The following is a 19,978-nucleotide window of genomic DNA, read 5'->3' as shown; positions in this document are numbered from 1 at the left end:
GATCAAGGCGCGCGTTGCGGCACGCGGCTTTCGAGCGCGGGCGGCTGCCACGTGGGCTGGATGTGGCAGCCGTTCTTGCCGTCGGCATCGTAGCGTGGCATCAGCGATTTGCAGCGTTGCGCGAGGCCTTCGGGCGTTGGCTTCTCGCCCTTGTCGATCCAGTCGAGCAGCGCGGCAAAGAGCGCGGGGTATTCCGAATCGCTGAGGTAGCTGTGCTCGCGCTCGTTGCTGAAGCTCTGCACCAGCAGGTCGCCGGTGCCGGCCGCGTCGCGGATGCGGCGGTAGGAGTTCTCCAGCTCGACAAAAGCGGTTGGATCGTCGATGGCATGCAGGCCCACGGTGGGCAGCGCCGTGCGGCCGGTGGGCTGGCTGTCAGCCGCCAGCGCGCCCTTGGCTTGCGGGTCGGCCGCGTAGCGCGCCACGCCGGCATTGAGCGCCGCGTCGTCGGCCGCGCCGCTGTAGACCACGCCGATGTTGCCGAAGGGGTTGCGGCCGTTCAGGCGTTTCTGCACCAGGTCCTGGAACAGCCAAGTCGCCCATGTCAGGTGGCCCACCAACGAGCGTTCCTGGATCTTCACGACCGAAAGAATGGTCTTCAGTTTCGCCGCCTGCTCGGGCGTGCGCTGCGCGGCGGGCAGGCCGACGCCGGTGCACTCCTTCACGCGTTCTGCAAGTTCGGCGCGCGTGAGCTTCGAGTCCATCGGCAGGCCCATCCACAGTGGGTACTGCGGCTCGTCGGGGCGCGGATGGTTGCGGCAGACGTACTGGTACACCACGCGCAGGTCGAGCCGGAAGTCGTAGGCGCTGTTGCCGCCGCCGAGCACGCCGCTGGTGAGCAGCAGGCCGTCGTAGGGGCTCTTCGTGCCGCCGGCCGGCGCATACAGCTCGGCCGCCTTCGCCGCCACTCCCGCGCCGTAGCTCTGCCCGTGCAGCAGCGTGCGGCGCGGCTGGCCGAAATGGCGCACGAATATCTGGCGCAGGCGCTCGGTGTCTTCAGCCGACATGGTCACGCCGTAGCCACCGCGCCGGTAGGTGGAGCCGGCCCAGGCATAGCCGGCCTTCACGGTGACGGCCCAACGCTTCAAGTCTTCTTCGCTGCGCTCCAGCTTGGGTGGGCCGGTCTCGGGGCCGCCGTGGGCGTGCATGACGAGCACGCGGTTCCAGTCCTTCGGGATCGCTATCCAGTAGAGGGCGCCCGTGCCGTCCTCACCGGTGTAGCAGCGCGCGGCCTCGGGCACCGGCGCGGGACAGGTGGCGGCCTTGGGTGCAGTCGCCGCCGCGTGCGCGGACAGCATCGGCGCCGCGCCGATCAGTGCGAATGCCGCGAGGCTGGACAGTCGTTTTTTCAATGGCGTACTCCGAATTCGAGCGCCGCGTTCGCTCCCGGGTCGGAGACGAAGGCGAGAACGCCGCTGTTGAAGATGAAATTGCCCGGCCGACCCGCATCGGCCTGCACCACGCCCAGCACGGGCGCGTCGTAGCTCAGCACCGCGGCAGCACCCGCCAGATTGAAACCGTTGCCGGCCACCGTGGCATCGTGGTTCTCGCCCTTGACACTGACCAGCGCATAGCTCCCGTCGGCCGCACCGGGCATCAGGCTCTGCTGCAGGCCGAACACGCGCAGCCCCGCATTCGCGGCCGACTCGCGCACCAGGTGAACCGGCACGGCCACGCCGTTGACCAGGCCGATCACCATCGAGCCGGTGAGCGTGCCGCCAGTGGTCACGGCGCTGCCCGTGGGCGAGGTGGTGAACAGGTCGAACGATGCGCGCGTGGTGTTGTAGGCGACGTAGCCCTTCTCGGTCTGCGTGCAGTTGGCGTCGTAGATCATGAAGCCGCCCGACACCGGATCGCGGCAGTACTGGAAGGTGCCCGCATTGCGCAGGCGCACCGCCAGCGACTGCGCGCTGGTGCCGCCCGTGCCCTGCTGCACGCCCACCGCGTTGAAGATGTTCGCCACCGACTTGAAGTCGCCCGACACCGGCGCTGCCGCAAAGGTGTTCTGGAACGCCACCAGGGGCGCAAAGCCGCCGCCGCTGGGCGCGTTCACGCCGCCCGACACCACGCCGCCGGGCCCGAAGCTGAACACCGCGCCGCTCTCGGCGCTCGAATAGCTGCAGTTGCCCTCTGCAATGAGCGAGCCGGTGCGCTGCGTGCCCACGGTGCGCTGCAGGCTGGCGTCGATGGTTATGGTGTAGGTCATGGCGGCGGGGTCGATCTGCACGCGCAGCTCTTCGCCGAAGCTGTTGCCGCCCTTGTAGCTGGTGACGGAGGCGGGCAGGTTCGGGCAGGCCAGCGGGTCGCCGACCTCGGTCACGCAGCTGTAGTTGACGGCCGCGTCCAGGCTGCCGCTGCCGCGGTACTTGGGCCATGCCGGAAAGCGGCACAGCGGGCGCGTGCGGCCGTAGGTGCCGGCCACCGCGTCGACGGCGATGCCGGTGGCGGGCGCGAGGCCACCCTCCACCCAGCCTTCGAGCGCGGCGAGCGAATCCCAATTGGGAATGAAGCTGCCGGTGCCGTGGCCCATGCCGGGCACGGTGTAGAAGCGCATGCCCTGGTCGACCGCCGCCTGGCCCAGCGTGGCGACGACCTGCTTGTAGTAGTCGATGGTCGAGTTGTTGCTGATCACCTCGTCGGCCAGCCCGTGCAGCATGATGAGCCGGCCGCCATGGCCGAAGAACGGCGCCAGGTTGGGATTGGTCGCGTCCGTGAGGTTCGATACCCCGGTCACGCGCGCGGCGTAGGCGCCTGGGTCGAGCGGATCGAAGGTGAGCGAATCGAAGGTATCGATGCGCGTGACGAAGTACTTCACCCACTGGTCGCCGGTGACGTACATGTTGGCGTCCAGCGAGGTGGCCGGGTTGCCCGGCACGGCGCGCGTGCCGAGGTCGCGCGTGGTGTACGGGCCGGCCACCAGCGTGCCTTCGAGGATGTTGTAGCCGCCCGCGCGCTTCACGCCGTTGGCCAGCGAGTAGGTCGTGAAGTCCAGCGGGTTCTCGATGGCGCGCACGGTGTCGAGCTGCGCGTCCGACAGGCAGGTGTTGCCCGTGTCAGTACCGCCGGGGCAGCGCAGCGAGGCCAGGATCTGCGTGTTCAGCAGGCGGCAACTTTCCACGTTGCTGATGAGGTTGTCGGCCGCGCCGTCGAGCTTGTCGCAGGCGTTCATCACGGTCTTCTGCACCAGCAGCGTCTTGGTCACGTTCATCCAGCCCACGCCGCCGTTGCGGTACAGGGCGCGGCCCACGGCCACGTTCGACAGGCGCGTGCCGGTGTAGTTGAGCGCGGGTTCGTTGGCGATCACGCCGTCGTAGTCCAGCGGCCAGCGCTGGATGTAGCTCAGCGCGTCGCGCCCGCCAGTCGAAGTGCCGAGAAAGTAGGCGTGCTTGGGCGCTACGCCGTAGCGTGCGAGCACCAGCGCCTGCGCCACGTCGCGCGTCTTCTTGAGCGACAGGCCGCCGTAGTTGGCAAGCTGCTCGTCGTTGGCCGCGAACCGGCCGTCAGTGATGCTGCCCGACTGGTGGCCCGAGTCGTCGCCGTAGGTGGCGTAGCCCAGCGCGAGCGGCGCGGGCTTGTCGGCGGGGCCGAAGCGGATGACCTCGGTGCCGTCGATGAGCACACCGTCGAAGCCGCCGCCGCCGAAGTGGATGGTTTTCTGGTTCCACTTCTCGGGCAGGTTCACGGCGAAGTTGATGACCTGCGAAGCGGGGTCCACCGGCTGGATGGTGCCGCGCACGCGGCAGTAGTCGCCGAGCGTGTTGCCCACGTCGCCCGCGGCCACGGGCGTGGCGCTGGTGACGGTGGCGCCTTGCGTAGGCAGGCTGATGAGCGAGGCGGGCAGGCTCTTGCCCGACAGGTCGGCACAGGAGACAACCGGCTGCACGGGCGGGGGCGGCAGGTTGTCCGGCGGGTTGTCGGCGGGCGGGTTATTGCCGTCGCTGGCGGGCGGGGTTGTGGGCACGATCGGCAGGAAGCCGGCACCGCCGCCTCCCCCACCGCCGCCACCACAGGCGGCAAGGATCAGCGAAATACCGATCGCGCAAACGACGGCACGAAACATCGAGGCAGGGCGCGTTTTGCGCATGGATTTGTCTCCGGCATGCGGCCTCGGTGGGCCGCTTTTTGAATAGGCGGCCGGACGATAGGTTCAGGGTGACTTAGGGTCAAATAAAATAACAAGGCACTCTTCATACGAAAAAAATATGGATATACGGGCACTGCGCTACTTCGCCGCCGTCGCGGAGACCGGCCACATGACGCGCGCGGCCGAGCAACTGGGCATCCAGCAACCGCCGCTCAGCCAGCAGATCAAGACGCTCGAGCGCGAGCTGGGCGTGCTGCTGTTCCGCCGCCATCCGCGCGGCGTGGCGCTCACCGACGCGGGCCGCCTGTTCCAGACCGAGGCGCTGCGCATGCTGCAGGACATGGACGCCATGAAGCAGCGCATGGTGCGTGTAGCCAAGGGCCAGGCCGGCACGCTCGCAGTTGGCTTCACCAGCTCGGCCGCGGCGCACCGCTTCATGCCCGAGGCGCTGCGTGAGTTCCGCCGTGCGTACCCTGCGGTGGAGCTTCAGCTGCGCGAAGACAACGCCGCCGAACTCACCGAAGCGCTGGCCGCGGGCCGACTGCACTGCGGCCTGCTGCGCGTGCCGGTCGCGCGGCCCGAGGGGCTGGTGTTCGAGACGCTGCTGCGCGAGCCTGTGCTCGTGGCCATGCCCAGCGACCACCGCTTTGCCCTGGGCCGCAACAAGGCCTCGCGCCCGCTGCCGCTCGCGAAGCTGTGCGAGGAAGGCATCATCCTCGTGCGCCGCCCGGGCGCGCCCGGCCTCTATGCCGACCTGCTCGCGCTGTGCCACGCCAAGGGCCTGCGCCCGCGCGTGGTGGCCGAAGTCGATCGCATGATGACCAACCTGAACCTTGTTGCAGCCGGAGTCGGCCTGTCGGTGGTGCCGGCCTCGATGACCGGCGTGCACGCGCATGCCATCGCCTATGCGCGGCTGGCCGACGGCGGCCAGCTCGATGCGCCGCTCACGCTGGTGTCGCGCGTCGAGGAAGACAACCTGCCGGCGCAGCATTTCGCGGAGCTGCTGCGCAGGCTGGCTGTCGAGAATCCGGGATCATGAGCTTGCTGCGGCGCCGCCACTTCATGCAGCGCGCGGGCGGCGTGCTCGCGGCGATGTGCGCGCTGCCAGGGGTGTCGCATGCCGCGCCATGGCCAAGCCGCCCGGTGCGCCTGATCGTGGTCTACCCGCCCGGTGGCGTGAGCGACGGCATGGCACGCGTGCTGGCGGAGCCGCTGGCGCAGTCGCTCGGCGTGCCTGTGCTCATCGAAAACCGTCCCGGCGCGGGCGGCAGCCTCGGCATGGACGCACTCGCGCGCGCGACACCCGACGGCTGCACGCTGGCCTTCTCCGCCATCAGCCCGCTCACCCTGCACCCGCTGCTGGCGCGCGTGCCCTACGACCCGCAGCGCGCCTTCGTGCCCGTGGCCAGCGTGATGCGAACGCCGGTGCTGGTGGTGGGCACGCCGGCCTTCACGGGGCACGGCTTCGGCGAGCTGATCGCGCAGGCGCGCAGGCAGCCGGGCGAGGTGCGCTGGGCCACCTCGGGCGTGGCGACCATCGGCCATCTGGTGCTGGCGCAGGTGCGCGTGCAGAGCCGCACCGACATCACGCACATCCCCTACCAGGGCGGCGGACCGCAGCTCAACGATGCGCTGAGCGGGCAGTTCGAGGTGCTATCGACCAACGTCGCGGCGCAGCAGCTTCAGTACATCGAGGGCGGGCGCTTCCAGGCACTGGCTGTGGGCGCACCCGCGCGCATCGAGGCGCTGCCCGCGGTGCCCACGCTCGCGGAGCTGGGCTTCGAGAAGGCGAACCGCGATTCACTCTTCGGCATCTTCGCGCCGGCACGCACGCCGGTGGCGGTGGTGCAGCGGCTCAATGCGGAGATCAATCGCGTGCTGGACAGCAGCGTGGTGCGCGCGCGGTTGCGTGGGGCCTACAACCTGCCGGCCGGTGGCGGTACGGATGACTTCGCGCACGAGATAGCGCTCGACCGGCGGCGCAATCGCGAACTGGTGGCAGGCGACCGCTCGCAGTTCGACTGATTACTTCTCGGCGATCCAGAGCCGCGGATAGTCGCGCACGAAGCCGTCTTCCGTCACGCTCAACGTAGCCGCATAGTCGAAGCGCTTCGCCTCGTAGGCGTATTCGCTCTCGCTGCGCCGCTCGTAGCGCTGCGCCAGCTCGCTCAGCACGCCGCCACCGTCCAGATCGACCCAGGCCGCCGGTGCATCGGCGCCCTCGCCCTTCGCGAGGTTGAGGCGACGCAGCTGCAGCAGATTGGTGGCGGGCGTGAAGCCCAGGTCGAGATCGACGCAGTGCGACAGGTCGGACACGGCCTCGTCGTTGAGCTTCCAGTGGCCGCGCGCGTCGCGGGCAATCGACAGGTCGACGGCCGCGTCGCCTAGCCAGCCGCGCACGGTGCCCCATTGGGTGTGCCAGTGCAGGTCGCAGCGCACGCGGTAGTGCAGCTGGCCGATGCGGCCGTCTTCCAGCCGGAACACGGCCGCGCCATCGAGTTGCCAGGCCGAGGCATTGCGTTCTAGACGGCAGGCGTCGTGGCCCGGTACATCGAGCCTGCGCCAGAGGATGGAGGCGACGGTTTGCATGGCGCGGATGATGGCACCGGCATGCTGCACCGCGCAAGCAATGACCCGCCACGCCCGCAGGTGGTGGTCAGGTTCCGGGAAGACGATCGGCGTCGCATGACACCGCCACCGGCCGATCTTCCAGCCCCTCCCCCGCCGCCGGCGCCGCGCTGGCTCGACTGGATCGACCGCGCGGCGATGCCCTTTGCCATCGCCATCGCCCTGCTGCTGTTCGCCCAATGGCCGCTGCGCGACCTGGCCGGCTCGGGCAACGGCCCTACGCAGGCCAACGACCTCGCGCAGTGGCTGTTCGCGCTGTACGTGGCGGTGGCACTGCGGCACGCCGGGCGCCGCGGCGCACACCTCGTGGCGCGGCCCGACGTGGCTGCCGATACCGGCGGGCGCTTTGCGCGGGCACGCCGCATCGGCGCGGCGCTGTGCGTGCTGCCGTGGGCGCTGTTCCTGATCGTGACGGCCGCCGTGCCGGTATGGCGCTCGGTGGCCGCGTTCGAACTGTTCCCCGACACCTTCAACCCCGGCTATTTCATGGTCAAGGTGGCGCTGCTGCTGCTCGCGGTGTTGCTGGCGGTGCAAAGCGCGCTCGATCTCTGGCACGAACTTCACCCGCTCGGGCGCTGAATGGCCTGGCTCGGACTCGCCCTGCTCGCGCTGGCCCTGGCGCTGATGATGACCACCGGCTGGCCGACCTACGCCGTGCTGCTGGGCGTGTGCACGCTGGGCGCAGTGGTCGGGCTGGCACTCGGCGCCTTCGATCTGGCGCTGCTGCAGAACCTTCCGTGGCGCATCGTCGGCCTGCTGGAGCACGACCTGCTGCAGGCGCTGGCCCTCTATGCGCTGGTGGGCGCGCTGCTCAACCGGCTGGCGCTGGCCGAGCACCTGTACAACGGCCTGCGCAAGGCGCTGGCCTTTGTCGCGCCGCGCGCCGCATCGGAGCTGGCCGGCATGGTGCTGGGCCTGATGCTCGCGCCGATGAACGGCTCGGTCGGCGCCAGCCTGCTGACGCTGGCGCGCACGGCCGGCAAGGGCTGGGCAGCCGAAGGCCTGCCCGCCGCACAACGCACCGCGCTCGTGGCCGTGACCAGCACGCTGGGCGTGATCGTGCCGCCTTCGCTGGTGTTGCTGCTGCTCGGCGACGCGATGCTGCGCGCCCACACCGAGGGCGTGAACATGGCGCGCACGCTGGCCTTGCCCACGGGTGCCGCCAACCGTATCGTCAACACGCAGGACATCCTTCAGGCAGCGCTGGTGCCTGCGGCGGCGCTACTGCTCGGCTGGCTCGCGGTCGCGTGGTTCGGCGCACGGCGCAACAAGCCCGCCGCAACGGCAGCGCCGCGCGAACCGATGGCGCCGCGTGAACGCTGGACGCTGCTGCTCGTGCCCCTGCTGATCGGCGCCCTGCTCGTGCTGGTCACGCTGGGCAGGGTGCGCGCGGTCGAAGGCGCGGCCGCCGCCTGCGTGCTGCTGCTCGGCTGGGGCATCGCGTCGCGCCAGCTCACGCGGGCGGTGCTGTGGCAGGTGCTCGACGACGCGATGGCGCTCACCGGCGCGCTGTATGCGCTGCTGGTGGCGGCCACCACTTTCTCGCTGCTGCTGCGCGGCTTCGGCACCGACGGGCTGATCGCGCGGCTCATGCTGTCGCTGCAGGGCCACCCGATGGTCGGGCTCATGGCGGTGCTGGCCGTGCTGCTGGCCTGCGCCTTTGTGCTCGACGCCTTCGAGCTGATCTTCCTGATCGTGCCCATCGTCATGCCGCCGGTGCTCGCCCAGCTCGACGACGCCGCCTGGATCGCCACGCTGACCCTGCTGGTGCTGCAGGCCGGCTTCCTGCTGCCGCCTTTCGGCTATGCGCTGGTGCTGGCACGCGGGCAGGTCTCGCCGCGCCCGCCGGTGGCTGCCGTGGCGCGGGCGCTGGCGCCTTACCTGGCGGTGCTCGCCACCGTGACCGCGCTGGTGATGGCGCTGCCCGAGACCACGCGCTGGCTGCGCACCTCGCCCACCGCGCTCGCGCCCGCCGAGCCGATGAACGATGAAGCGGTGGACCTCCTGATGCGCGAGATGGCGCCGCCCGACACCGGCGACAGCACCACTCCACCTGAAGAGAAATAGCGCTTCGGCGTGCCGCACAATGCGCGGCGTATGACCTTCAAGCTCCCTGCCGCGCTCGCACTGGTCCTGTCCTTCGGCGCCAGCCACGCGGCGGCGGCGCTGAAAGACGGCGACATCATCTTCCACACCTCGCGCTCGGCCCAAAGCATCGCCGTGCAGCGCGCCACCGGCTCGCGCTACAGCCACATGGGCATCGTGCTGCTGCGGGGCGGCAAGCCTTATGTGTTCGAGGCGGTATCGACGGTGCGCTACACGCCACTCGCGCAATGGGCCGCGCGCGGCAACGGCGGGCACTACGTGGTGAAGCGGCTGCGCAATGCCGACACGCTGCTGACACCGGGCGCGGTGGCCAGGCTGCGCGCGGGCACCTCTGACTTCGAGGGCCGCCCCTACGACCTGACCTTCGAATGGTCGGACAAGCGCATCTACTGCTCCGAGCTGGTGTGGAAGCTCTACCAGCGCGCGCTGGGCGTGCGCATCGGCGAGCTGCAGAAGATCCGCGAATTCAACCTCACCGACCCCGCCGTGCGCGCCAAGATGCGCGAGCGCTATGGCGACAAGGTGCCGATGGACGAACCGGTGATCTCGCCGGTAGCGATGTTCGAATCGCCATTGCTCGTGACCGTCGAAACCCGCTGACCGAATCTCCCCCGCGCGGGCACGCGCCGCCCGACCGCGAGACAATCGTGGCCGTGAGTTCACAGACCCCGTCAACACCGCCGATCCGCCGCATCGCGCACCTCGACATGGACGCCTTCTACGCGTCGGTCGAACTGCTGCGCTATCCGCAGCTCAAGGGCCTGCCGGTGGTCATCGGCGGCGGGCGGCGGCGCGTGGACGAAGCCATCCGCAACCTGCCCGAAGGCGGCACGCTGGCCGACATTCCGGTCGAGTCGTTCCCGCTGCTGAAGGACTACACGGGCCGCGGCGTGATCACCACCGCAACCTACCCGGCGCGGCAGTTCGGCGTGGGCTCGGCCATGGGGCTCATGAAGGCTGCCAAGCTGTGCCCGCAGGCCATCATCCTGCCGGTGGACTTCGACGAATACCGGCGCTATTCGCGCGCCTTCAAAAGCATCATCCTGGAGGTCGCACCGCTCATGGAAGACCGCGGCGTGGACGAGGTGTACATCGACTTCACCGACGTACCCGGCGGCCAGCGCGACGGCGGGCGCTCGCTGGCGCGGCTGCTGCAGAAAGCCATCGTCGACGCCACAGGCCTCACCTGCTCCATCGGCGTGGCGCCCAACAAGCTCATCGCCAAGATGGCGAGCGAGTTCAACAAGCCCAATGGCATCTCCATCGTCTACGAGGACGATCTCGAATCGCGCATCTGGCCGCTGCCCTGCCGCAAGGTGAACGGCATCGGCCCCAAGGCCGACGAGAAGCTCAAGCGTTTCGGCATCGAGACCGTGGGCCAGCTCGCGGCGCGCGACCGTGACTGGCTTGTTGCCACCTTCGGCAAGGCCACCGGTGCATGGATGCACGAGGTGGCCTGGGGCCGCGACAACCGCCCGGTGGTGACCGAAAGCGAACCCGTGTCGATGAGCCGCGAGACCACCTTCGACCGCGACCTGCACGCGGTGCGCGACCGCGCCGAGCTGGGCGCGATCTTCACGCAGCTGTGCGAGCAGTTGGCCGCCGACCTGCAGCGCAAGGGCTACGTGGGCAAGACCATCGGCATCAAGCTGCGCTACGACGACTTCAAGATCGCCACGCGCGACCAGACCATCGACCGCTTCACGGACGACGCGAAGACCATCCGCCACACGGGCGGGCTGTGCCTGAAGCGCGTGCCGCTGGAGCGGCCGCTGCGCCTCCTGGGCGTGCGCGTGGGCGCGCTGGCGAAAGCAGGCAGCCCCGAAGCGCTGGCGCCCGCCGGGGCCGGTGCGCACCGCGCCGCCTCGGAACCGGCAGCGACCACCGCGTCGCTGTTCTGAACACGCCATGGCGCTGAAACGCTGGCTGTGGCGCATCGCCTTCACGCTGCTGGGCTTCGTCGCGCTGGTCAGCCTCTACGTGGCCACGGCCTGCGTGCTTGTGTTCTGGCCGGCCAATGCGAAACCATCGAACGATGCAGCAGCGAACGTGCAGGCTTGGGTGCTGAGCAACGGCGTGCACACCGACTACGTGTTCCCCATCCGATCAACCACCGTCGACTGGCTGCAGGTGTTTCCGCTGAAGGATTTCAAGGCGCCGCCGCCCGATGCCGAGTTCATCGCCATCGGCTGGGGCGACCGCGAGTTCTACCTGAACACGCCCACCTGGGGCGACCTGACGGTGGCGCGCGCCTTCGGGGCGCTGTCGGGCGGCAACCGCGCGCTGATGCACGTGAGCTACCTGCGGCGCAACCAGCTGGGGCGCGGCGCCTACAGCCTGCCGCTCTCGCAGGCGCAGTACGCGCAACTGGCTGGCTATGTGCGCGCCGCCCTGCCCTCGGGCCAGGCCACGCCCATCGCAGGCGCGCACTACGACAGCCAGGACGCCTTCTACGAAGCCGAAGGCGGCTACAACCTCTTCGAGACCTGCAACACCTGGACGGGGCGCGGACTGCGGCGCTCGGGCGTCACCGTCAGCCGCTGGACGCCCTTCGACTTCACGGTGACGTGGCACCTGAAGCCGGCGCGGCCCTGAGCAGCGAAGCTCAGGGCTTGGGCACGCCGGCCGACCACTGCGGCCAATTTGCGACGATGTGATCGACCACGCGGCTGCCCACCAGCTCGATGTTTTCCACCGTCTCGGCAAAGCCGCCGGCCGTTTCGCCCGGTGCCGGGTCCAGATGCTGCAGCGTGGTTTCCTTCGGGCTGCCCTGGTCGAAGTTGACGGCGCCGCGCAGGCTCATCACGCGGTCGGTGCCGTGGGTGCGCTTGATCACGAGGGTGATGGCGGCGGCTTCCATTTCGGTGATGACGTAGTCGTCGGCACCGTAGAGCTTGGCGATGTACTGCGCCTGCTTCGACATGCCGGGGCCGTGGAAGAAGGTGTCGCCGGTCATGTGCGTGCCGGTGCCCACGAAGGGCGCGCGACGGGCCGCGGCGTCGGGGTAGCGCAGGCGGTACTTGCGGGCCGAGTCGGCGTCTTTCAGCGGCGTGTCGGCCGAGAGCTTCATGGCCCAGCCCACGAGGTCGGAGTTGAGCTTGAAGCGACGGTATTCCTCATAGCCCTTGCGCGGCATGAAGGTCGGCTCGCCGGGCTTGTTCTCTTCGGGGGCCCAGCGGTGGCCCAGGTCGTAGTCGACCAGCCAGGTGGCCCAGCTCACTTCGCCGATGGTGCCGCGCGAGGGCGGCGTGCCGGCCACGCCCGAGATCACGTAGTAGCTCTGCGAAAAGTCGAACTGCGGGTTCAGCAAGATGGCCTGCATCGACGACGACGAGTTGACCTTGCCCATGCCGAGCACCGCGCCGCACACGCCATCGGTGTTGCAGTACACGGGTTGCAGCGCGCCGGGCACTGCCATGGGTTTGGCGCCCTTCCAGTAGCGCTCGTACCAGTGCTGGAACTCGCCGGCGCGGTCGCCTGTGTTCTGGCCGATCTCGAACATGGCAGCAACGAAAACCTTGACCTTCACGGGCGCGGACGGGACCGAGGCGGTCGGGGTGAAAGTGGAAGCACAGGCCGTGAACAGCAGCGCCGCGGCAGGTACAGCCAGCCAACGAGCGGTGAAAAGGGAGGACTTGGAAGAAGTCATTCTGGAACCCGGTAAGAGAGACAAAGACGGCAGGACAAGGACAACAAGCGCGCCCGGCGTCCTACAAGCGGCGATTGTCGGTGCTGGCAAAAGCGCGATGTAACGCCATCACGCAAACCCCATGCCGGACTCTTCCACTCCTGCAAAGCCCTCTTCGAAGCCTCCTTTGAAGCCGACGCCCATCGCCAATGGCCTCGTCTACGTGAACCCCGACATGCCCGGCATCCGCCGCCTGAAGCATGGCGAGCGCTTTCGCTACCGCGATGCCAAGGGGCAATGGCTGCGCGACGTGGACGAGATCTCGCGCATCCGCATGCTGGCCATTCCGCCGGCCTACACCCAGGTGTGGATCTGCCCGCTGCCCAACGGCCACCTGCAGGCCACCGGCATCGACGCGCGCGGGCGCAAGCAGTACCGCTACCACGCCGACTGGCGCTCGATGAAGGACGAGACCAAGTTCGACCGCCTCGAAGCCTTCGCGCTCGCGCTGCCGCGCATCCGCGCCCGTGTGGCGCGCGACCTGCAACTGCCGAAGGGCCAGAAGGCGCCGGGCCGCAGCCAGGTGCTCGCGGCGGTGGTGCGCCTGCTCGACACCACGCTGCTGCGCGTGGGCAACGAGGAATACGCGAGCAGCAACGGCTCCTACGGCCTCACCACGCTGCGCAACCGGCACGCGGCCGTGCAGGGCCAGGCCCTGCGGCTGCGCTTCAGGGGCAAGAGCGGCGTGATGCACGAGGCGAAGCTCGACGACCCACGCGTGGCCAGGGTGGTGCGGCAATGCCAGCAGTTGCCGGGGCAGGCGCTGTTCCAGTACGTGGACGAGGATGCAGACGGAGGCGGAAATGGCGAACTGCGCAGCGTCTCGTCCACCGACGTGAACGACTACCTGGCCGAAGCCACGCAGGGCGAGCGCTTCACCGCGAAGGACTTCCGCACCTGGCACGGCACCGTGCAGGCGCTGGAACTCACCCGGCTGGCCTGCGAGCCGGGCCGCGCCGCTGCCGACGGCAATCGCTACAGCGCAAAGGACATCCTGGCGGCCGTCGCCAGGCAGCTCGGCAACACGCCCGCTGTCTGCAAGAAGGCGTACGTGCACCCGGCCGTGCTGGCGCTGGGCAGTGCGCTCTCGGAGGGCGACGAAGCCACCGGTGCGCTGTTCGAGAGGATCGCCGGGCACGGCACGGCCAAGTCATCGCGCGGGCTGCATGCGGCCGAACGGCGGCTGCTGGCCTTCCTGCGAGCGCCACGGCGGAGGCAAGCGGTGCGCGGCACCAGCCGCAACAGCAAGACTCAGTTGCCGGTCGCGAGCACGAGGCGCACGCTGTCGCCATCCAGCGCCACGGCGTAGCCAAGGTCTTCGGCCAGGTTCTGCAGCGCGACGGCGTCGATGGCCAGCGCGCGCGGCGCGCGGTGCGCGTCGAGCACGGCAGGCGTACCGCCGGGTTCGCGCGGCAGGGCCGTGAGGCGCAGTGCGTTCGCACCATCCGCCTCGACACGGATCGCCCCCGCCTCCGCCGCGCCGTCGTGCAGGTAGCCCAGCGCCCCGAGGAACAGGTAGCGCAGCGCGGCCGCGGCGGGCCAGCGGTGCTCGTCTTCCTGCGGATCGAGCGAGGCATCGGCGTCGAGCGACACGCCGTGCAGGTCGAAGGCCGAACGCATCAGCGCCACGCATTGCGCTACCAGCGCGCTGCGGGTGATGCCGTCGTCGGTCGTGGCCAGTTCCCAGTCGCGCAGCGAGCGGATGGCTTCGATCAGCTCCGACACCTGGTTGTCGATCAGCGCCACCCGCTCCTCGCAGGCCGCGGCGTCGATGGTGGCCGCGCCGACCTGTCGCTTGAGCATCAGCAGCGCCATGCGGATCACCGAGACGGGCGCCGCCATGTCGTGCCGCAGGGCGGGCAACGCACGTGTGAGCAGTTCGTGGCGTACGCCGGCGGCGATCCAGCTGCGGGCACTGGGCGAGGACTTCATTGCGCGGGGCCCACGGGCTTCGGGTTCATCGGCGGGGTCAAGAAATGCTTCCTGAAACGAGGAATTAACAATTTACAAGTATCGTGCCCGCCCCCTGCCGCAGATGTAGGAGCGTGCCTACGATGCCGCGGCCGGTTGGAGATGTCCGGAACCGGCGCGCCGGCGCGCGGCGCAGCCCCTACCTTCGGGCTTCCGTCCACTCCCGCCGCCGACCCGCCCCATGACCCCAGAACAGAACAAGCGCGCCGTCACCGAAGCCTGGAAGGCCTTTGCGAGCCGCGACCCGCAACGCATCCAGGCCGTCTTCACCGAAGACGCCGAATGGCTGGCGCCCAAGGGCAACGCGACCGCGGTGGCGCTCGACGTGCCCGACCACATGATCGGACCGGCCGTGATCACGCATTTCCTGGTCGAGGCCTTTCCCAGACTCTTCGTCTCGGACGTCGAGGTGAGCTTTTCCCACCTGTATTGCGACGGCGACACCGTGATCCTCGAAGAGCGCATGCAGGCCACGCTGGCCAACGGCAGGCACTACGACAACGACTACTGCTTTGTCTTCGAGCTGCGCGAAGGCCGCATCGCCCGGGTGCGCGAGTACATGGACACGCAGAAGGGCCGGGCCGCGATCTTCGGCTGACCGGGTCAGCCCCCGGCCGTCGCGCAGCGCACCTGCAGCTCGCGCTTGAGCAGCTTGCCGTTGGCCGTGGTGGGCATTGCGTCGATCACCTCGATGCGGGCCGGGCGCTTGTAGGGCGACAGGTGCTCGACGAGATGCGCGCGCAGCGCCGCTTCGTCGAGTACGGCGCCGGGTTTCAGCTCGACGAAGGCGACGACCTGCTCGTTGCCATCGGCCTCGGGCACGCCGACCACCGCGCACAGGTGCACGCCATCGAAACGGCCGATGACCGCCTCGATTTCCGCCGGATACACGTTGAAGCCCGAGCGGATGATCATTTCCTTCAGCCTGCCGACCACGAACAGCGCGCCGTCGGGGCTGAAGCGCCCGAGATCGCCGGTGGCGTACCAGCCCCCGGGGCGCATCACCTGCGCCGTGGCGGCGGCATCGCGGAAGTAGCCGAGCATGAGACCGGGGCCGCGCAGCCAGATCTCGCCGGCGTCGCCGGGTGCGGCGTCGTTGCCGTCGAGAGTCACGATGCGGGCCTCGCCGCCTTCCACCGCATAGCCCGCCGAAGTGTCCGCGCGCGGCGACTCGGTGCGCGTGAGAAACACCGAGCCCGCGTACTCCGACAGCCCGTAGCCGTAGTGCAGCGGCTGGCCGAACAGTTGCTCCACGCGCTGCTTGAGCGCGGGGTCGAGCGGCGCGGAACCGGTGTACACGTAGCGCAGCTGCGGAAAGCGCGGTGCCACCCCCTCCGCCTCGATGTGGGCCAGCAGGCGCGCATACATCGTCGGCGGCCCGAGCAGGTTCGACACCTGCTCGTGAGCCAGCGCCTGCAGCATGTCGGCCGGCGAGAAGCTGCCGCGCAGCACCAGCGCGGCGCCGCCCGTGAGCGCGGCCATCAGCACCGTGCCGATGCCGAAGATGTGCGTCATCGGCAGGAAGGCATAGGCGCGGTCGCGCTCGCCCAGGGCACGCACCTGGGCCGACACGCGGCCGAAATGCAGCAGACCGCGATGCGAGACCATCACGCCCTTGGGCGTGCCCGAGGTGCCGGATGTGAAGATGATGGCGGCCGTGTCGGCCAACGCCGGGTCGGGCTCGGTGCGTGCTTCTTCACGCACAGCCGAACGCATCACGCCGGCAAGCGCGGAGGGCTTTGCGTCGGCCCTCTGCGCATGCCGTTCAGCGGCTTCGGACGCCCCGGTCGTGAAATAGCAAAGCCGCGCATCCGCACGCTCTGCAATGGCCGCGATCTCGCCCGGAGACATGCGCGCATTCACGCCGCACGACCACGCCCCGACGCGGCTGCAGGCCATGAGCAGCGCGATGTGCGCAGCGCAGTTTTCGGCCACCAGCACCACGCGGTCGGTCAGCCGCACGCCGGTGGCCAGCAGGTCCTGTGCTGCTGCATCGACCATCGTCTGCAGCGCCGCGTAAGTCGTCGTCCCGCCGGGTTCGAAAAGAAAGACAGCCTCCGGCGTGCGCGCTGCGCGCGCCTCCAACAGCTCGTGGATCTTCTGCATCGTCTATTCCGCCTCGATGCCCTTGGACGCCGTCGCCCAGAGCTGGCGGTCGGACTTGCCCTTTGTCGCCAGCAGGTCGGCTGCGCCCGACCACACGTCGTAGCCCTGCTCGCGCAGCCGGTTCGCGATGTCCTCGCGCGCCAGCATCTTCTGCGCCGCGGCGTTCATGCGCGCGACCAGCGCCGGGTCCATGCGCGCCGGGCCGTAGAGGCCGAACCAGCCGCCCACGTCGTAGCCGGGCACGCCCGACTCGATCATGGTCGGCACATCGGGCAGCATGCGGTTGCGCTGGCGCGAGGTAACGGCCAGCGCGCGCACCTTGCCCGTCTGGATGAAGGGCTTCGAGGTGGCGATGATGTCGAACATCATGGTCACGGTGCCGCCCATCACGTCGGCGAGCGCCGGCGCGCTGCCCTTGTAGGGCACGTGCGTCAGCTGCACGCCGGTCATCTTCTCGAGCAGCGCGCCGCTCAGGTGGTTAGACGCGCCCACGCCCGCCGAGCCGTAGAACACCTTGCCGGGCCGCGCCTTCGCGTAGGCCAGCAACTCGGCGAGGTTGCGCACCGGCACCTCGTTGTTGATGACGAGCACGTTGGTGTAGTCCACCAGCGGCGCGATGGGCGTCAGGTCCTTCATCGGGTCGAAGGCCATCTTGCGCTGCACGTTCGGGTTGATGGTGATGGTCGGGCTCGCGCCGAAGAACAGCATCGCGCCATCGGGCGCGGCCTTGGCGACCGCATCGCCGCCGAGCGAGCCGCTGGCGCCGGGACGGTTGTCGACGATGACCTGCGTGCCCAGCTCCTGGCTCAGCGCGGGCGCGAGCAGGCGCGCGGCGCCGTCGACCGGGCCGCCGGCGGAATAGCCGACCACCAGCTTGATGAGCGGCGGTAGGGGCTGCTGCGCGAAGGCGCGATGCGGCAGTGCAGCCAGCGCCGCGCTGCCTGCCATCGCGGCCATGAGGTGGCGGCGCGAGAAGTGAGTCGATGTCATGAGCGTTGTCTCCTGTTGTGTATTTCTTCGTCGGCTACATCGCTCAGGCCGGCAGGTCGAGCACCTGCCGCGCGAGGATGTTGCGCTGTATCTCGTTCGTGCCGCCGTAGATCATTGCGGCGGTGGAGCCGATGAGCGGCGAGAGCACGTTGAAGCTCTGCCCGTCGAGCACCTGGTCGCCGGCCACGGCGCCCTGCTCTTCGCCGGCCTCGACCAGCAGCGCGCCGATGCGGTGATAGGTCTCGCTCGCCCAGATCTTCAGCAGCGACACCGAAGCCGGCAGCGGCTTGCCGGCGCGCACGATGTTCGCGAAGCCCGTGTAGGCGGCCGACAGGTCGAGCACGTCGAGCCTCAGCGCCGCGAAGCGCTGCGCGAACACCGGGTCGGCAAACAGGCGCCGCGCCTGCGCCAGCCGCGCCAGTTGGCCCAGCGCGTACTGCGACTGCTTGGGGCTGCCGAGAAAGATGCGCTCGAAGCCCAGCAGCGCCTTCGCGATGGTCCAGCCGCCATGCAGCTTGCCGACAAGGTTTTCGGCCGGCACGCGCACGTTGTCGAAGAACACCTCGCAGAACTCGGGCTCGCCCGCGAGCGTATGAATCGGCCGGATGGTGATGCCCGGCGTGCGCAGGTCGCACAGCAGGAAGCTGATGCCCTCCTGCTTGCGTGCGTCCTTGTCGGTGCGCACGAGCATGAAGATATGGTTGGCGTCCTGCGCGAGCGTGGTCCAGATCTTCTGGCCGTTGACCACGAAGTGATCGCCCTGCGCATCGCGCGCGGGCAGTGCCTCGGTGCGCAGGCCCGCGAGGTCGGAGCCGGCATTGGGCTCGGAGTAGCCCTGGCACCAGACGTGCTCGCCGCTCAGGATGCGCGGCAGAAAGCGCTGCTGCTGCTCGGGCGTGCCGTGCTGGATGAGCAGCGGACCGATCATCACGATGCCCTGGTCGGGCGCGCGTGCCACGCCATGCTGCTCCAGCTCTTCGATCCACGCGATGAGCTTGTCCGCCGGCAGGCCCATGCCGCCATGCGCCTGCGGCCACGCGGGTGCGATCCAGCCTTGCGCCGACAGCGTGAGATACCACTCGCGCATCTCGCTCCAGCGCGCGCGGTGCGAGAGATAGCGCAGCTGTTGCGGATAGCGCTGCTGCAGGAAGGCGCGCACCATGCGGCGGAAGTCGGACTCGGTCATGGCGGACCAATCTGCTGTGCGCGGGAACTCGCCTTGCCACTCGGCCGCACCCGCCACAGCTTCCGCATCACCCGACAGCGACGCATGACGGCGCTGATGGGCGCTGACATTGCCCAGCCAGGCCGAGAGACACAGCACGCGCTTGTAGAACAGGCTCAGGTCGCACTCCTGCGTGTAGCCGATGGCGCCATGCAGCTGCACGGACGCACGGGAGGCCTGCAGCGCGGCGGCGGTGCAGCGCGCGTTGACGCGGCTTGCCTCGGCTTCGATCCGATCTGCCGTCAGACCCTGCGCCGCCAGGGCCAGCACCTCGTTCAGCGTGGCCTGCGCTACTTCGAGGTGAATGAACATGTCGACGCAGCGGTGCTGCAGTGCCTGAAAACTGCCGATGGGCTTGCCGAACTGCGAGCGCGTGCGCAGGTAGGCCAGCGTCTGCGCCAGCATGGCCTGCCCCGCGCCCAGCAGCTCGGCCGATTGCAGGATCTGGCCGGCCGCAAGGGCATGACGCAGGGTGTCCTGCGCGGCCGGGCCTTCGGCCAGCACCGCGCTACCCGGCAACGCCACCTGCTCGAAACGCAGGTTCGATGCCTGGCTGCCATCGACCAGCGGCACGAGCGTTTCAGTCACACCTTCGGTGCCGCGCGGCACCCACAGCAGCACCGCGTCGTCGTCGCCGCGCGCCGACACCAGCCAGCCGCTGGCGGCCGCGCCGGGCAGCACCATGAGTTTTTCGCCTTGCAGCAGCACGCCGCCCGTGTGTCCGGACCGAGCCTCGCAGCCGCAGGCCAACGGCACCGCGCTCAGATCGCCCGCGCTTTCCTGCCATGCCAGCGCGGGCAGGCTGCGGCCCGCGACCAGTTCGGCCAGCAGGGCATCCGCGCCCGGCGTGCCAAGCCTCGCCAGCAGCAGCGCACTGAGGCCGGCCACGGCCAGCAACGGCTCAGGCGCCACATGCTCGCCCGCGGCCCGCAAGATTTCCGCAGCGCCGTCGAGCCCCAGCGCGAGACCACCGGCCGATTCGGGCGCCAGCATGCCGGGCCAGCCCAGCGCGGCGATGTCGCGCCAGCCTTCGGCCTCGTCGGCACCGGGTTGTTCCATGCGCTCGCGCCGCCGTTGGATGGCCCGACTGCGAACGAAGTAGTCGAGCGCCGATTCGCGCACTGCCGAAAGTGATTCAAGGTCCATCGCCGCAGCGTGCCTGAAGACCCCGCCAGCGAGCATT

17 protein-coding genes are annotated in these 19,978 nt (G+C 69.4%); 9 read left to right on the top strand and 8 right to left on the bottom strand.

Translation table 11 applies throughout. From position 1 onward, the window contains the following. Positions 1–2: 2 nt before the first annotated feature. Together ACSFBF_RS20670 and ACSFBF_RS20665 are read right to left on the bottom strand one after the other, a co-directional pair. Complete coding sequence (locus tag ACSFBF_RS20670) at positions 3–1,295, bottom strand: alpha/beta hydrolase family protein (RefSeq protein ID WP_435471232.1); 1,293 nt, start codon at positions 1,293–1,295, stop codon at positions 3–5. Positions 1,296–1,345: 50 nt separating this feature from the next. Then, positions 1,346–4,081 (bottom strand): tannase/feruloyl esterase family alpha/beta hydrolase, encoded by a 2,736-nt coding sequence (locus ACSFBF_RS20665; protein ID WP_435470215.1) that lies wholly within the window; start codon positions 4,079–4,081, stop codon positions 1,346–1,348. A 118-nt stretch (positions 4,082–4,199) separates the two neighbouring features. On the opposite strand from ACSFBF_RS20665, the gene ACSFBF_RS20660 reads away from it, so the two are divergent. Next, on the top strand, positions 4,200–5,120 hold the full coding sequence (locus ACSFBF_RS20660; protein ID WP_435470213.1) for a LysR family transcriptional regulator: 921 nt from the start codon (positions 4,200–4,202) through the stop codon (positions 5,118–5,120). Next, complete coding sequence (locus ACSFBF_RS20655; protein WP_435470211.1) at positions 5,117–6,106, top strand: Bug family tripartite tricarboxylate transporter substrate binding protein; 990 nt, start codon at positions 5,117–5,119, stop codon at positions 6,104–6,106. The genes ACSFBF_RS20660 and ACSFBF_RS20655 overlap by 4 nt, the downstream gene beginning before the upstream one ends. Here ACSFBF_RS20655 and ACSFBF_RS20650 read toward each other — a convergent pair whose 3' ends face one another. After that, a complete protein-coding gene (locus ACSFBF_RS20650) occupies positions 6,107–6,670 on the bottom strand; it encodes a putative glycolipid-binding domain-containing protein (RefSeq protein ID WP_435470209.1) in 564 nt (187 codons plus the stop codon). A gap of 96 nt (positions 6,671–6,766) precedes the next feature. Here ACSFBF_RS20650 and ACSFBF_RS20645 point away from each other — a divergent pair, with 96 nt between their 5' ends. From ACSFBF_RS20645 to ACSFBF_RS20625, 5 genes are read left to right on the top strand one after another with little or no spacing between them, the layout of a single operon-like run. Further along, the gene (locus ACSFBF_RS20645; protein ID WP_435470207.1) at positions 6,767–7,288 is read left to right on the top strand and encodes a C4-dicarboxylate ABC transporter substrate-binding protein; all 522 of its coding nucleotides are present in this window, start codon (positions 6,767–6,769) and stop codon (positions 7,286–7,288) included. Next, complete coding sequence (locus tag ACSFBF_RS20640; RefSeq protein ID WP_435470205.1) at positions 7,289–8,776, top strand: TRAP transporter large permease subunit; 1,488 nt, start codon at positions 7,289–7,291, stop codon at positions 8,774–8,776. It abuts the gene before it with no gap. A 30-nt stretch (positions 8,777–8,806) separates the two neighbouring features. Continuing rightward, a complete protein-coding gene (locus ACSFBF_RS20635) occupies positions 8,807–9,415 on the top strand; it encodes a YiiX family permuted papain-like enzyme (protein WP_435470203.1) in 609 nt (202 codons plus the stop codon). A 53-nt stretch (positions 9,416–9,468) separates the two neighbouring features. Next, entirely contained in the window at positions 9,469–10,716 is a 1,248-nt protein-coding gene (locus tag ACSFBF_RS20630) for a Y-family DNA polymerase (protein ID WP_435470201.1), read from the top strand. Positions 10,717–10,723: 7 nt separating this feature from the next. Continuing rightward, positions 10,724–11,410 (top strand): TIGR02117 family protein, encoded by a 687-nt coding sequence (locus tag ACSFBF_RS20625; protein ID WP_435470199.1) that lies wholly within the window; start codon positions 10,724–10,726, stop codon positions 11,408–11,410. Between the two features lie 10 nt (positions 11,411–11,420). Here ACSFBF_RS20625 and ACSFBF_RS20620 read toward each other — a convergent pair whose 3' ends face one another. Beyond that, positions 11,421–12,464: a purine-nucleoside phosphorylase gene (locus ACSFBF_RS20620; RefSeq protein ID WP_435470197.1), complete on the bottom strand. Its 1,044-nt coding sequence runs from the start codon at positions 12,462–12,464 to the stop codon at positions 11,421–11,423. A 121-nt stretch (positions 12,465–12,585) separates the two neighbouring features. Between ACSFBF_RS20620 and ACSFBF_RS20615 the strand changes: the two genes are divergently transcribed. Beyond that, entirely contained in the window at positions 12,586–13,812 is a 1,227-nt protein-coding gene (locus ACSFBF_RS20615) for a DNA topoisomerase IB (protein ID WP_435470195.1), read from the top strand. Here the strand turns inward: ACSFBF_RS20615 and ACSFBF_RS20610 are convergent. Continuing rightward, positions 13,755–14,435 carry a hypothetical protein gene (locus ACSFBF_RS20610; protein ID WP_435470193.1) on the bottom strand — a complete coding sequence of 227 codons (681 nt, stop codon included), beginning with the start codon at positions 14,433–14,435 and terminating at the stop codon, positions 13,755–13,757. The genes ACSFBF_RS20615 and ACSFBF_RS20610 overlap by 58 nt on opposite strands. A 220-nt stretch (positions 14,436–14,655) precedes the next feature. Here ACSFBF_RS20610 and ACSFBF_RS20605 point away from each other — a divergent pair, with 220 nt between their 5' ends. Further along, on the top strand, positions 14,656–15,072 hold the full coding sequence (locus ACSFBF_RS20605; protein WP_435470191.1) for a nuclear transport factor 2 family protein: 417 nt from the start codon (positions 14,656–14,658) through the stop codon (positions 15,070–15,072). A gap of 5 nt (positions 15,073–15,077) precedes the next feature. Here the strand turns inward: ACSFBF_RS20605 and ACSFBF_RS20600 are convergent, their stop codons facing one another. The 3 genes from ACSFBF_RS20600 to ACSFBF_RS20590 are packed head-to-tail and all read right to left on the bottom strand — an operon-like array spanning position 15,078 to position 19,941. Continuing rightward, the gene (locus ACSFBF_RS20600) at positions 15,078–16,580 is read right to left on the bottom strand and encodes a class I adenylate-forming enzyme family protein (RefSeq protein ID WP_435470189.1); all 1,503 of its coding nucleotides are present in this window, start codon (positions 16,578–16,580) and stop codon (positions 15,078–15,080) included. A 3-nt stretch (positions 16,581–16,583) separates the two neighbouring features. Next, complete coding sequence (locus tag ACSFBF_RS20595) at positions 16,584–17,570, bottom strand: Bug family tripartite tricarboxylate transporter substrate binding protein (protein WP_435470187.1); 987 nt, start codon at positions 17,568–17,570, stop codon at positions 16,584–16,586. A gap of 43 nt (positions 17,571–17,613) precedes the next feature. Beyond that, positions 17,614–19,941, bottom strand: a complete 2,328-nt coding sequence (locus tag ACSFBF_RS20590) for an acyl-CoA dehydrogenase family protein (protein ID WP_435470185.1) — start codon at positions 19,939–19,941, stop codon at positions 17,614–17,616. Positions 19,942–19,978: the final 37 nt, after the last annotated feature.

Source organism: Variovorax nivicola, from assembly GCF_051216475.1.
Classification (GTDB): domain Bacteria; phylum Pseudomonadota; class Gammaproteobacteria; order Burkholderiales; family Burkholderiaceae_C; genus Variovorax.
This window is presented reverse-complemented; position numbering and strand designations above follow the sequence as displayed.